The following is a 12795-nucleotide window of genomic DNA, read 5'->3' as shown; positions in this document are numbered from 1 at the left end:
GCATGATCACGGTGCGGCTGCGGCACGGCTTGCGCCCGGCGGCCGTTTCGGGCAGGACCGCGCCCTGACTTTTGGCAAGCATGCAGGATGCGGATGACCGGCGCGGCGATAACCTTCGAAGGGCTGGGCAAGTCCTTTCCCAAGGCGGGAGGGCAGGTGACGGCGCTGGCCGACATCACCCTGTCGGTCCCTGAGGGCAGCATCACCGGCATCATCGGCCGGTCCGGCGCCGGCAAGTCGACGCTGCTGCGCATGGTGAACGGGCTGGAGCGTCCGACGACGGGCCGCGTCACGGTCGCGGGGCGCGACGTGGGCACCGCCACGGGGTCCACGCTGCGCGCGATCCGGCGCGATGTCGGCATGATCTTCCAGCACTTCAACCTGCTGGCCTCGCGCACGGTGCGGGGCAACATCGCCCTGCCGCTGGAGGTCGCGGGCACGCCGCGCGGCCAGATCCGCGCCCGCGTCGACCAGCTGATCGAGCAGGTGGGCCTTGGCGCGCTGGCCGACCGCTATCCTGCGGAACTGTCGGGCGGGCAGAAGCAGCGCGTGGGCATCGCGCGCGCCCTGGCCACCGGCCCCAAGGTCCTCCTGTCGGACGAGGCGACCAGTGCGCTGGACCCCGAGACCACGCAGACCGTCCTGGACCTGCTGGCCCAGATCAACCGCGATCTGGGGGTCAGCGTCCTGCTGATCACGCATGAGATGGCGGTGCTGCGCGACATCGCCAGCCACATGGCGGTGATCGAGGCGGGCCGCATCGTCGAGGCCGGTCCGACCTACGACATCTTTGCCCGCCCCCAGCACCCGACCACCCGGCGCTTCCTGTCCGGTGTCACGGGCGCCACGCTGCCGGCCTTCGTCGCGGCGCGGCTGCAGACCGATCCGCCGGGCGACCAGGTGATCCGCGTGACCTTTGCCGGCACGCATGCGACCGACCCGATGCTGGCGCGGCTGGCGACCGATCTGGGCATCAGCGCCAACATCCTGGGCGGCACCATCGAGGAGATCGGCACGCGCCCGTTCGGCAACCTGCTGATCTCGGTCCCCCAGGACCGGGGCGACCAGGCCCGCGCCTTCCTTGAGCAACACGGTCTGACCACGGAGGTGCTGGGCCATGTCCGCTAACCTGATCCCGATCCTGTGGGATGCGACGCTGCAGACCCTCTATATGGTCGCCATCTCGGCGATCCTGGGCACCTTGGGCGGGCTGCCTCTGGGCGTGTTCCTGGCCTGCTCTCAGCGGGGGGAACTGCTGTCGGCGCCGTGGATCAACAAGGTGCTGGGGCTGGTGGTGAACGCCACGCGTTCGGTCCCGTTCATCATCCTGGTCGTGGCGATCATTCCCTTCACGCGGGCCGTCGTCGGCACGTCGATCGGCACGGACGCGGCCATCGTGCCGCTGACCCTGGCCGCCATCCCCTTCATCGCGCGGCTGGTGGAAAACGCCATCCGCGAGGTCGATGCCGGCCTGATCGAGGCCGCGCGCGCCATGGGTGCGACGCCGTTCCAGATCATCCGCAAGGTGCTGATTCCCGAGGCGCTGCCTGGCATCACCCTGGGCCTGACCCTGGCCGTGGTCAGCCTGATCGGCTATTCCGCGATGGTCGGCGCGGTCGGCGGGCAGGGCCTGGGCGATCTGGGCATTCGCTACGGCTATCAGCGCTTCATGCCCGAGGTCATGGCTGCCGTCGTCGTCATCCTGATCGTGCTGGTGCAGCTGGTCCAGTCGCTTGGAGAATGGATCGCGGCCCGCGTCGACCGCCGCGCCCCCCGCAATCGCGGCGCCTGAATTTCCCGCAGACAAGAAAGGACAAATCCCATGCTGCGTCTGACAACCTTCGTATCCGCCATCGCCCTCTCCACCGCCGCCATGGCCTCCGCCGCCATGGCCGAAGACATCAAGGTCGGCGTGTCCCCCGGCGAACATGGCGAGATCATGGAGAAGGTGGCCGAGGTCGCCGAACCCCTGGGGCTGACCATCGAGGTCATCGAGTTCTCCGACTACGTCGTGCCGAACCAGGCGCTGGCGGATGGTGATCTGGATGCCAACAGCTTCCAGCACCGCCCCTATCTGGAGAACCAGATGAAGGACCGCGGCTTCGAGCTGGTCGAGGTCGGCACCACCATCACCACGCCGATGGGGATCTATTCCGACAAGGTCGAGGACATCGCCGACCTGCCCGAGGGCGCGCAGGTCGCGATCCCGAACGATCCAACCAATGGCGGCCGCGCGCTGCTGATCCTGCAGGATCTGGGCCTGATCACCCTGGCCGAGGGCACGGGCCTGGTCCCCAGCCCGCTGGATGTCAGCGACAACCCCAAGGGCCTGCAGTTCCTGGAGCTGGACGCGGCGCAGCTGCCCCGCGCGCTGGCCGATGCCGACATCGCGGTGATCAACACCAACTATGCGCTGGCCTCTGGCCTGTCCCCGCGCGCGGATGCCATCGCCATGGAAAAGGCCGACAGCCCCTATGTGAACATCCTGGTCGTCCAGCAGGGCCGCGAGGCAGAGCCTTGGGTCAAAACCATGGTCGAGGCCTATCAGTCGCCCGAGGTCAAGGCCTTCATCGACGAGAAATACGACGGGGCCGTCATCACCTCGTGGTGATCGCCTGGGGCCGTCCTTCGGGGCGGCCCTTTTCCGTCAGACGCTGGACCGCGCCCGCCGCGGCGAACAGCGCCAGTCCCATCGCGGTCAGCATGGCCAGGGCTGCGAACATCAGGTCGGTCTGACCCCGCCCGTTCGCCATCAGCATCACATGGCCCAGGCCCCGGCTGGAGCCGACCCATTCGCCCACGATCACCGCCAGCGGCGCCTGCACCGCCGCCAGCCGCAGCCCCGACCCAAGCGCGGGCAGGGCGGCGGGCAGCTGGATCAGCGTCAACCGCCGCAAAGGCCGCGCGCCCATTGACCGCGCCAGATCGTCCAGCGCCGCGGGCGGGCGCATCAGCGCGTCGAACAGCACCGACGCCACCGGGAAATACACCACCAGCGCCACCATCACGACCTTGCTGGGCGCGCCGTAGCCCAGCCACAGCGTCAGGATCGGGGCCAGCGCAAAGACCGGCACCGCCTGCGCCGCGATCAGCATCGGTCGCAGCAGCCACCGCGCCGCGGGCGACAGCGCCAGATTGACCGCCGTCCCGACCCCAAGCGCCACCCCCAGGGCCAGCCCCGCCGTCAGATTGGCCAGCGTAAAACGCGCATTCACCGCCAGCATCGCGGCGTGATCCATCAGTGCCTGCGCCACCCGCGCCGGTCCGGGCAGGATGAAGGGCGGCACGCCGCTGGCCCAGACCACGCCCTGCCAGACCGACAGCGCGATCAGGACGGCGATCAGGCCGCGCATGGCATCAGGCTGCGGAACAGCGCGGCCTGGGCCGCGAGAACCTGCGGGTCGTCCAGCGCGCGCGGCGTGGGCGTCGCGGGCAGGGCCAGCGGGCGGGTTCCCCGGGCATCCAGCAGGATGGCCGCGTGGCACAGCCGCGCGGCCTCCAGCGGGTCGTGGGTGATCAGGATCACCGTGCGCCCGGCCAGGTGCCGCGCCCCCAGATCCTGCATCTGCGCCCGCGTGGCGGCGTCCAGCGCCGAAAAGGGCTCGTCCAAAACGACGACCGGGCGATCCTCGATCAGGGTGCGGGCCAAGGCCACGCGCTGACGCTGGCCGCCCGACAGCTGGGCGGGGCGGCGCGCCTCCAAACCCGCCAGGCCCAGATCGGCCAGCAGGGCACGGGCGCGGGCCCGGTCGGGGGCCTGCCCGCGCAGCCGCGCGCCGATGGTGACATTGGCCAGCGCATCGGCCCAGGGCAGCAGCTGATCCTGCTGGCCCATCAGCGTGACCGGGCCCCCGACATCCACCGCCCCGGCCAGACGCGCGGCCACGGGCAGGCCCGCCACGATCCGGCCCAGGGTCGACTTGCCCACCCCCGACGGCCCCATCAGCGCCGTCCAGCGTCCCGGAGGACAGTCCAGCGCCAGATCCGGCAGCAGCACCCGCCCGTCCAGGATCAGATCGCCCGTGATGCGGATCATGTCCGGTCCAGCCCCATCTGCCAGAACCCGACCTCCAGCTGGGTGGCCTGGGTGAAATGGCGCGCCAGCGTCCGCGCGCGGGGCAGGGCGGGCCAGTGGGGGCCCAACCGCGCCTCCAGCGCCGCGTCGATCAGCGCGCCGACGTCATGACAGACGCGCTGATAGTCGGCGCCGCCATAGGTCGCGGTCCATTCTCCATAGGGGCCGCCGCTGTCCGCATGCGCCAGCCCGATCTGGCCATAGCCGAAGACGCAAGGTGCCAGCGCCGCCAGCAGGTCCAGCATGTCGCCCGCATAGCCAGTGGCCTGCACGAACCGCGTATAGGCCATGTTCGCGGGAGATTCCGGTGTGTCCTGCAGCATGCCTTCGGTGATGCCTTCCCGGCCGCAGATCGCGACATGCAGCGGCATCTCTCCGTTCAGCAGGCCGTGGGCGATGGAGGAGGCCAGCGCCATCTCCGACATCCGGTCCGACTTGGCAAAGACCAGCGCCCAGGACCGCGCGAAATGCAGCAGGAACACGTAATCCTGCCGCAGATAGTGCAGGAAGCTGTCGCGGGGCAGGCTGCCCGTCGCCAGCTGCCGCACGAAGGCATGGTCCACATAGGCGTCCCAGTGATCCCCCGCCGCGTCCCGCCACAGCGCGAAGGCGCGGCCATAGTCGGGCGCGCTCATGGTGCGGTCACGTCGATGGCCAGATCGGACAGCGACTGTCCGCCCGGCGTGGCGCCCTGGTCGGCCAGGAACGCCTCGAAGCGCAGATAGCGGCCCGCGTCCAGCGCGGCGGGGCGCCCGGCAAAGCGGGGCCAGGTGTCGGCCCATGCGGCCTCGTTCAGGGGGGTGCGCAGTTCGGCGGCGGTCTCCGCGAAGATCCGCCATGCCGCGTCGGGGTCGTTCCTGATGAAGGCCGTCGCGCGTTCCGTGGCCTCCAGGAAGGCCGCGATGGCGGCGCGATCCATGCGGGCGGGATCGGCCAGATAGATCAGCTCGTCATAGGCGGGGATGCCGTGATCCTCGGGGTTCAGGCAGCGGCCCTCGAACCCCTCCAGCCGCAGCTGGTTCAGCTCGAAGTTGCGAAAGGCGCCGATGACGCCGTCCACCTGTCCCGACATCAGCGCGGGCGCGATGGACCAGCCGATGTTGATCTGTTCGACATCGTCGGGGGCCAGCCCGCCATCGGTCAGCATGGCGTCCAGCATCACCTCCTGGACGCCCGCTACGGCAAAGCCGACCTTGCGGCCGGACAGGTCGGCAGGGGTGGTGATACCGCTGTCGGCCAGCACGACCAGACAGGTCAGCGGCGTTTCCACCAACGTGCCGACGCGGGTCACCGGCAGGCCCTGGTGACGCGACAGGTGCAGCTGCGGCTGATAGCTGACGGCCAGATCGACGCGCCCGGCGGCGACCATGCGCGGCGGATCGTTCGGGTCGGACGGGGCCACGGTCTGAACCGCCAGCCCGGCGTCGGCGAAATATCCCAGTTCCTGAGCCAGCACGATGGGGGCGTGGTCGGGGTTCACGAACCAGTCCAGCATCACCGTCAGGCGGGTTTCGGCATGGGCGGGCAGGGCCAGCACGGCCAGCGCCAGGGTCAGCGTCTTCATGGGCGTCCTTTCAGGTCGTCATCGGTCAGGGCCAGCAGGGCGATGCGCCCCGGCCAGCGTGATTGCAGCACCTGCCCGGCATTGTGCGCGCGCAGGCCGGTGCGACAGGCCAGCACCACCCGCGGGGCGGGGCCGGGGTCCAGATGCGCGATGCGGTCTGGGGGCAGGTGGCGGGCGCCGGCGATGGGCGCGGCTTCGGTCCGCAGGTCGATCAGCAGGTCGCCGGGGGAGACCTGAGCATGGGCGATGAAAGGCAGGGGATCGGCGGGTTCGGGCGCGGTGTCGAAGCGGAAGCCGCCCATCCGCCAGCCGCCTGCGTCCCAGGTGATCAGCCGCCCCAAGGGCCGAGGCTCCAGGCCAAGCAGCACGGCCAGCGCCATCTGCGCCTGCAGCGCTCCGATCATCCCGACGACGGGGCCCAGCACGCCTGCGCTGGCACAGCTGGCGGCCTGCGCGGGCAGGTCGGGAAAGATCGCGCGCAGGCTGGGCGCCCCGCCGCAGCAGCCCGCGGCATAGCCCGACAGGCCAAGCGCAGAGGCGGTGATCATCGGCCTGCCCGCCGCCATGCAGGCATCCGACAGCGTCAGGCTGACCGCAAAACTGTCGGCGCAATCCAGCGTCACGTCGGCTGCCTGCACCAGACCGCCCGCGTTGGCCGGGGTCAGCCATTCCACACGCGGCACCACCTGACAGTCGGGGTTCAGCACCGCCAATGCGGCCGCCGCGGCCTGGGCCTTGGGTCTGCCGACCTGGTCCATGCGATACAGGGGCTGGCGGTGCAGGTTCGTCTCCTCCACGCGGTCGGGATCGACCAGCGTGATCCGACCCACTCCCGCGGCGGCCAGGTATTGCAGCGCGGGGCAGCCCAGCCCGCCTGCGCCCACGACCAGCACGTGGGCCTGCGCCAGCCGATCCTGGCCTGCGGCGCCGATGCCCGGAAGCACCATCTGGCGGGCATAGCGGTTCATGCCGTCACCGCCAGCCAGTCGGCGATCCGCGCCTCGGGGTCGGGGTTCAGCGTGATGTCGGTCACGGCCGATACGATGTCCGCCCCCGCCGCCAGCGCCTGCGCACCGCGATCGGGGGTCAGCCCGCCGATCGCGACCAACGGAATGTCGCCCACCAGCGCCTTCCATTCGGTGACCCGGTCCAAGCCCTGTTCATGCCAGCGCATCTTTTTCAGGATCGTGGGCCAGACGGGCCCAAGGGCCACATAATCGGGGGCCAGCGCCAGCGCACGGTCCAGTTCCGCCCGGTCATGGGTCGAGACGCCAAGCCGCAGCCCGGTGCGGCGGATCGCGGGCAGGTCGGCGTCGTCCAGGTCCTCCTGCCCCAGGTGCAGCCAGTCGGCGCCCAGATCGATCGCCGCCTGCCAGTGGTCGTTGACGACCAGCGTCGCGCCATGTGCGCGCGTCAGGCGTAGCCCGCGGGCAATCTGGTCGAGGACGTCGGCGGGGTCGCGGTCCTTCAGCCGCAGCTGGACCAGCCGGACGCCCAGGGGCAGAACGCGGTCAAGCCATGCGGCATCATCGAAGATCGGATAGAAGCGCGGCAGCGTCACAGCCAGGCCCTCCCGATCAGGGGGGTGGAGGGCGCACCCATGTCGCGCACCCCCATGGGATCGGCGTCGCGCGCCAAGGCGCCCGCCTGCACGGCCAGCGCAAAGGCGCGGGCCATCGCGACCGGGTCGCCCGCCTGCGCCACCGCGCTGTTCAGAAGGACCGCATCGAACCCCATCTCCATCGCCTCCGCCGCATGGCTGGGCAGGCCAAGGCCCGCGTCGATCACCATCGGCACGTCGGGAAAGGCCGCGCGCAGCATGCGCAGCCCGTGGCGGTTGTTCAGCCCAAGGCCAGACCCGATGGGCGCGCCCCAGGGCATCAGCACCCGGCACCCCGCATCCAGCAGGCGGGCGGCCAGAACCTGATCCTCGGTCGTATAGGGGAACACCTGGAATCCCTCGGCGCAGAGCGTCGTCGCGGCCTCCAGCAGGCCGAAGGGATCGGGCTGCAGGGTGTCGGCATGGCCGATCACCTCCAGCTTGATCCAGTCGGTCTCAAAGACTTCGCGCGCCATGCGGGCGGTGGTCACGGCCTCTCGCGCGCTGTGACAGCCGGCGGTGTTGGGCAAAACGCGCACGCCCATGTCTCGGATCAGCGACCAGAAGGCCTGGCTCTGGCCCGCCTCGCGGCGCAGCGACACGGTGGCCACGCCCGCACCGCTGGCGCGGAACGCCTCCTGCAGGATTGACGGGGACGGGTATTGGGCGGTGCCCAGCATCAGCGCGTTGGGCAGGGTGACGCCATAGAAATCACGCATCGCCTATCCTCCCTGCATGGGTGCCAGGACCTCCAGCCGGTCGCCGTCGCGCAGCGCCTGCGTCGGGCGGGACGCGGCGGGCAGGAAATTACCGTTCAGCGCCGTGGCCACGCGGGCCTCGCCCCAGCCCAGTTCGGACAGTGCGTCGGCCACGGTGGCGGCGGCGATGTCGCGGGGGGTTCCGTTGACCTCAATCCTCATGGACCAGTTCTCCCTTGGTTCCGGTGATCAGGTAATCGGCCGCCTGGCGCGCCAGCGCGGGGGCCATCAGGTATCCGTGACGGAACAGCCCGTTCAGGTGCAGTACCCGCCTTCGGACGGTCACGCGCGGGACGTTGTCGGGAAATGCCGGGCGCAGATCGGCGCCCATCTCGACGATGGCGCCCTCTGCGAAGCGGGGGTCCAGCGCATAGGCCGCCGACAGCAGTTCCAGCACCGACCGGGCGGTAGGACGCGCACGGGATGCGCTTTCGATCTGGGTCGCGCCCAGCATGAACAGGCCGCCCGCGCGGGGCACGATGTACAGCGGATGACGCGGATGCAGCAGGCGAACCGGCCGTTTCAGGGCGATGTCGGGCGCGTGCAGAACGACCATCTCGCCGCGCACGCCGCGGAGGTCGGGCAGGGCGGCCGACAGTCCGCGGGCATCGATCACCTGGCCTGAGACGTCGCCGGGCTCGGCGGTCGCGCATTCGATGCCGATGCCGCGCGCGGCCAGCCACGCGGCCAGGTCCGCCAAGGCACGTCGGGGGTCCAGATGCGCCTCGGTCGGAAAGATCAGGCCGGGCCGGGGTGGCAGGTCTGGTTCCAGATCGGCGCTGTCGCAGGGGTGATGCGCCGTGGCGCGGCGTGCATAGCGCGCCAGTTCCGCCCGGTCGCGGTCCAGCGCCAGGACCAGCGTGCCGCGCCGCGTGACGGGCGTAACGACTGACCAAGCATCGGCGGCCTCTGCGCCAAGGCGGGTGATCACGGGGTCGGCGGTCACGCCCTCGCATTGCGGGGCCAGCATGCCGCCGGCCCACCATGAGCAGCCGTGTGGGCCAGGCGCGCCGTTGCGGTCCAGGATGCGCGGTGTCAGCCCGCGCTGCACCAGCACATGGGCCGCGAACAGCCCGGCCACGCCCGCGCCGATGATGGTGACGTCAGCCATGCGACCAGACCGCATGGAAATGATGCACCGGCCCGTGCCCCGACCCCACGCACAGATCGTCCGCCGCCGCGATCGCGCGTTGCAGATAGCGGTGTGCGACCCCGACCGCCTGCTCCAGCGGCAGGGCGTGTGCCAGGCCTGCGGCGATGGCCGCCGACAGCGTGCAGCCGGTGCCATGCGTGTTGCGGGTGGACAGGCGTCGGGCGCTGAAGGGCGTCGCCCCCTGCGCGGTCACCAGAAGGTCGGTGCAGATCGCGCCGTCGCCATGCCCACCCTTCATCAGCACGGCCCCCGCGCCCATGGCACGCAGCGCGGCGCCCTGTTCGGCCATCTGGGCCGGGGTGGTGGCCGGGGCACAACCCAGCAGGCAGGCGGCCTCGGGCAGGTTCGGGGTCAGCAGCGTTGCGCATGACAGCAGGGCACGCAGCGCGTCGATGGCATCGGGCGGCAACAGGCGGTCGCCCGATTTCGCCACCATCACCGGGTCCAGCACGATGGGCAGGCCGCAGCCGTCCAGGCCGCCGGCCACCGTGGCGATGGCCTGGGCCCCGCCCAGCATGCCCAGCTTGACCGCCCGGACGTCCAGATCGTCCAGAACGGCACGCATCTGCCCCGCGATCATCGCGGGGCTGGCGGGTTCGACCAAGGCCACGGTGCGGGTGTTCTGCGCCGTCAGCGCGGTCACCACGCTGGCGCCATAGCAGCCAAGGGCCGAAAAGGTCTTCAGATCCGCCTGAATGCCGGCGCCGCCGCCCGAATCGGACCCGGCGATGGTCAGGGCAATGGGTGCTGTCACGTCGTCCCCCGTAATGTGGCGGGTCGTGACCGGGCAAAGGGGTGGGGACACAGGGCGGGCCGATGGCCGCGCGGATATCTGCACCGTTCCCTCCGCCGGTATGACCCGGATCAGGTTCGATGGGTTGGCTGTCGCCTCTCAGCCCCTGTGACGGGACACCCCAACGGTTTGCCCCCCAAGGCTAGGCGCGGCGGACGCGGGGCGCAAGGGGGGCTTTTCGCGCCCGCGCGATTGTCGCAGGATGGCGGGGCAGCGGACGGGGGACAGATGGACAGGCGCGGGCTGGAGATGACGGTGCTGATGTCGCCGGACATGGCGAATTTCAGCGGCAAGGTGCATGGAGGCGCGCTTTTGGCCTGTCTGGACCGGGTGGCCTATGCCTGCGCGTCGCGCTGGTCGGGAGAATATGCAGTGACCCTGTCCGTCGACCAGGTGACCTTCAAGGAGGCCATCCACGTGGGAGAGCTGGTGACCTTTCGCGCGCGGGTGAACCATACCGGCCGCACCTCGATGGAGGTCGGCATCCGGGTCGAGGCCGAGAACATCCGCCGCGGTACCCGCAGGCATACCAATTCCTGCTATTTCACCATGGTCGCGGTCGACGAACGCGGCCATCCTGTGCCGGTCCCCAAGCCCGAGCTTGAGGACGATATCGACCGCCAGCGCTGGCGGTCGGCCGAGGTCAGGCGCACCATGCGGCGCGAGATCGCGGCCCGCCAGGAGGCCGCGTCGAACACCCCCTGATTGGGCGTGGACTTTGCGATCCAAACCGCGTAGGGAACCGCCTTTGGCCCTGCTAGTCCGGGGCGGCGGGTGCAGGGTGGGCCGGTCGCAGCGACGATAGGTGCCGCTCATCGGGTCGCTCACGGCCCCCGCATTTTGGCGAATCACATGACTGAACTGAATTTCCCCGCGCCGCTTCAGGCGGCGTTGGCCGACAAGGGCTATGAGACGTTGACTGCCGTGCAGTCGGCGGTGCTGGCGCCCGAGGCCGCGGGTCGCGACGTGCTGGTCTCGGCCCAGACCGGGTCGGGAAAGACCGTGGCCTTTGGCCTGGCAATGGGCGCGGACCTTCTGGACGGCGACCGCATCATCGCGGGCGAGCTGCCGCTGGCCCTGGCCATCGCGCCCACGCGCGAACTGGCGCTGCAGGTCGCACGCGAGCTGGAATGGCTTTATGCCGGGACCGGCGCGCAGATCGCGACCTGCGTCGGCGGTATGGACTATCGCAACGAAAAGCGCGCCCTGCAGCGCGGCGCGCAGATCGTGGTCGGCACGCCCGGCCGCCTGCGCGACCATATCGACCGCGGCAGCCTGGACCTGTCGGACCTGCGCGCGGCCGTCCTGGACGAGGCCGACGAGATGCTGGACCTGGGCTTCCGCGAGGACCTGGAGTTCATCCTGGGCGCCGCCCCGGTCGAGCGCCGCACGCTGATGTTCTCGGCCACGGTGCCGTCGGCGATCGAGAAGCTGGCCCGCGATTTCCAGCGCGACGCCCTGCGCATCGCCGCCATGGGCGAGGCGCGCCAGCATGGCGACATCGCCTATCGCGCCTATACCGTGACCGCCCGCGACCGCGAGCCCGCGATCTTCAACCTGCTGCGCATCCACGAGGCGCAGACCGCCATCGTCTTCTGCAAGACGCGGGCCAACGTGAACCACCTGCTGGCGCGCATGTCGAACCGGGGCTTCAAATGCGTGGCCCTGTCGGGCGAGCTGTCCCAGCAGGAGCGGACCCACGCCCTGCAGGCGCTGCGTGACGGGCGCGCCCGCGTCTGCATCGCCACCGACGTGGCCGCGCGTGGCATCGACCTGCCGGGGCTGGAGCTGGTGATCCACGCGGACCTGCCGACCAACCCCGACACGATGCTGCACCGGTCGGGCCGCACCGGGCGCGCGGGCTCCAAGGGCGTGTCCGCGCTGATCGTGCCGTCGGCCGATTATCGTCGGGCACAGCGTCTGCTGCAGAACGCCAAGGTCTCGGCCGAATGGTTGGATGCGCCGACCGCGGACGAGGTGCGGGCGCGCGACGATCAGCGCATGCTGGACCATCCCGGCCTGCATGAACCCGTGGGCGACGACGCCGCCTTGGCCGCGCAGCTGCTGGAGCAGTTCAGCGCCGAACAGGTCGCCGCCGCCTTCTTGCGCCTGTGGCGCGAAGGCCGCCCCGCCGCCGAGGAACTGTCCGAGGCGCATGCGCCCCCCGCACCGATGGCCCCCCGTGCGCAGCGCGAGTTCGGCCCTTCGGTCTGGTTCACGCTGTCGGTCGGTCATTCCGGTCGGGCCGAGGCGCGCTGGCTGCTGCCCAAGGTCTGCGATGCGGGCGGGATCACCCGCGACAGCATCGGCGCGATCCGCGTCAAGCAGGACCTGTCCTATATCCAGATCGCGTCGGAAGTCGCCGCCAAGTTCGGCGATTTCATCGAGATCACCCCGGAGGTCACCATGCGCCGCATGGACGGCGCCCCCGACCTGGACGCGCCGATCGAGCGGGCGCCCCGCGCCCCGCGCACCGACAACCGTTCCGAGGGTCGCAAGCCCGCGCCGCGTGCCAAGCACGCCGCGTCGGACGAGGGTCACCACGCCCGCGTCAAGTCCGCCCGCGGCGGCTGGCTGCCCGATGATGCCCCCGCCGAACCGCGCGAGACTGGACCGCATGCGGCCGTGAAGTCGTGGAAGAAGAAGTCGTCGGCCGACGCTGGCAAGGGCCCCAAGCCGGCCTGGGCCAAGTCTAGGCCCGCCGGCGACAAGGCGGGCGCCCCCAAGGCGCATCGCAAGGGACCCAAGCGGCCCGCCTGACCGACAACTGCCCGCGGTGCCCAGCAACTGCCTGACAAACAGGCAGTGGGCCCTGCACGCTCTGCAATCCACATGGCCCTCGCGCCCGAAGC

Annotated in this window: 15 protein-coding genes and 1 riboswitch; of the genes, 5 read left to right on the top strand and 10 right to left on the bottom strand. The window is 70.6% G+C overall.

What is annotated here, in order from left to right; translation table 11 throughout:
* Positions 1-93: 93 nt before the first annotated feature.
* The 3 genes from PRL19_RS14385 to PRL19_RS14375 are packed head-to-tail and all read left to right on the top strand — an operon-like array spanning position 94 to position 2611.
* On the top strand, positions 94-1128 hold the full coding sequence (locus tag PRL19_RS14385; RefSeq protein ID WP_420704398.1) for a methionine ABC transporter ATP-binding protein: 1035 nt from the start codon (positions 94-96) through the stop codon (positions 1126-1128).
* Positions 1118-1792: a methionine ABC transporter permease gene (locus PRL19_RS14380; protein WP_045981317.1), complete on the top strand. Its 675-nt coding sequence runs from the start codon at positions 1118-1120 to the stop codon at positions 1790-1792. The genes PRL19_RS14385 and PRL19_RS14380 overlap by 11 nt, the downstream gene beginning before the upstream one ends.
* A 30-nt stretch (positions 1793-1822) precedes the next feature.
* A complete protein-coding gene (locus PRL19_RS14375) occupies positions 1823-2611 on the top strand; it encodes a MetQ/NlpA family ABC transporter substrate-binding protein (protein WP_273743359.1) in 789 nt (262 codons plus the stop codon).
* Here the strand turns inward: PRL19_RS14375 and PRL19_RS14370 are convergent.
* From PRL19_RS14370 to thiD, 10 genes are read right to left on the bottom strand one after another with little or no spacing between them, the layout of a single operon-like run.
* Positions 2598-3353, bottom strand: a complete 756-nt coding sequence (locus PRL19_RS14370) for an ABC transporter permease (RefSeq protein WP_273743358.1) — start codon at positions 3351-3353, stop codon at positions 2598-2600. The genes PRL19_RS14375 and PRL19_RS14370 overlap by 14 nt on opposite strands.
* Complete coding sequence (locus PRL19_RS14365) at positions 3341-4036, bottom strand: ATP-binding cassette domain-containing protein (RefSeq protein ID WP_273743357.1); 696 nt, start codon at positions 4034-4036, stop codon at positions 3341-3343. The genes PRL19_RS14370 and PRL19_RS14365 overlap by 13 nt, the downstream gene beginning before the upstream one ends.
* Positions 4033-4710: a TenA family protein gene (locus PRL19_RS14360; RefSeq protein WP_273743356.1), complete on the bottom strand. Its 678-nt coding sequence runs from the start codon at positions 4708-4710 to the stop codon at positions 4033-4035. The genes PRL19_RS14365 and PRL19_RS14360 overlap by 4 nt, the downstream gene beginning before the upstream one ends.
* Positions 4707-5639 (bottom strand): ABC transporter substrate-binding protein, encoded by a 933-nt coding sequence (locus PRL19_RS14355; RefSeq protein ID WP_273743355.1) that lies wholly within the window; start codon positions 5637-5639, stop codon positions 4707-4709. Before PRL19_RS14355 ends, PRL19_RS14360 begins: the two co-directional genes overlap by 4 nt.
* Entirely contained in the window at positions 5636-6607 is a 972-nt protein-coding gene (locus PRL19_RS14350) for a HesA/MoeB/ThiF family protein (protein WP_273743354.1), read from the bottom strand. Before PRL19_RS14350 ends, PRL19_RS14355 begins: the two co-directional genes overlap by 4 nt.
* A complete protein-coding gene (locus PRL19_RS14345) occupies positions 6604-7200 on the bottom strand; it encodes a thiamine phosphate synthase (RefSeq protein ID WP_273743353.1) in 597 nt (198 codons plus the stop codon). Before PRL19_RS14345 ends, PRL19_RS14350 begins: the two co-directional genes overlap by 4 nt.
* Positions 7197-7958 (bottom strand): thiazole synthase, encoded by a 762-nt coding sequence (locus tag PRL19_RS14340; protein WP_273743352.1) that lies wholly within the window; start codon positions 7956-7958, stop codon positions 7197-7199. Before PRL19_RS14340 ends, PRL19_RS14345 begins: the two co-directional genes overlap by 4 nt.
* A gap of 3 nt (positions 7959-7961) precedes the next feature.
* The gene (gene thiS, locus PRL19_RS14335) at positions 7962-8159 is read right to left on the bottom strand and encodes a sulfur carrier protein ThiS (protein WP_273743351.1); all 198 of its coding nucleotides are present in this window, start codon (positions 8157-8159) and stop codon (positions 7962-7964) included.
* Positions 8149-9108: an FAD-dependent oxidoreductase gene (locus PRL19_RS14330; RefSeq protein ID WP_273743350.1), complete on the bottom strand. Its 960-nt coding sequence runs from the start codon at positions 9106-9108 to the stop codon at positions 8149-8151. Before PRL19_RS14330 ends, thiS begins: the two co-directional genes overlap by 11 nt.
* Positions 9101-9904, bottom strand: a complete 804-nt coding sequence (gene thiD, locus PRL19_RS14325; RefSeq protein ID WP_273743349.1) for a bifunctional hydroxymethylpyrimidine kinase/phosphomethylpyrimidine kinase — start codon at positions 9902-9904, stop codon at positions 9101-9103. Before thiD ends, PRL19_RS14330 begins: the two co-directional genes overlap by 8 nt.
* Before the next feature lie 70 nt (positions 9905-9974).
* Positions 9975-10077, bottom strand: a riboswitch (TPP riboswitch).
* A gap of 94 nt (positions 10078-10171) precedes the next feature.
* Between thiD and PRL19_RS14320 the strand changes: the two genes are divergently transcribed.
* Entirely contained in the window at positions 10172-10648 is a 477-nt protein-coding gene (locus PRL19_RS14320) for an acyl-CoA thioesterase (RefSeq protein ID WP_045999004.1), read from the top strand.
* Between the two features lie 147 nt (positions 10649-10795).
* A complete protein-coding gene (locus PRL19_RS14315; protein WP_194885573.1) occupies positions 10796-12703 on the top strand; it encodes a DEAD/DEAH box helicase in 1908 nt (635 codons plus the stop codon).
* The last annotated feature ends 92 nt before the right edge of the window (positions 12704-12795 follow it).

The sequence above is a fragment of the Paracoccus marcusii genome (assembly GCF_028621715.1).
Classification (GTDB): domain Bacteria; phylum Pseudomonadota; class Alphaproteobacteria; order Rhodobacterales; family Rhodobacteraceae; genus Paracoccus; species Paracoccus marcusii.
The sequence above is the reverse complement of the archived record's forward strand: the minus strand, read 5'-3'. Positions and strand labels throughout refer to the sequence as shown.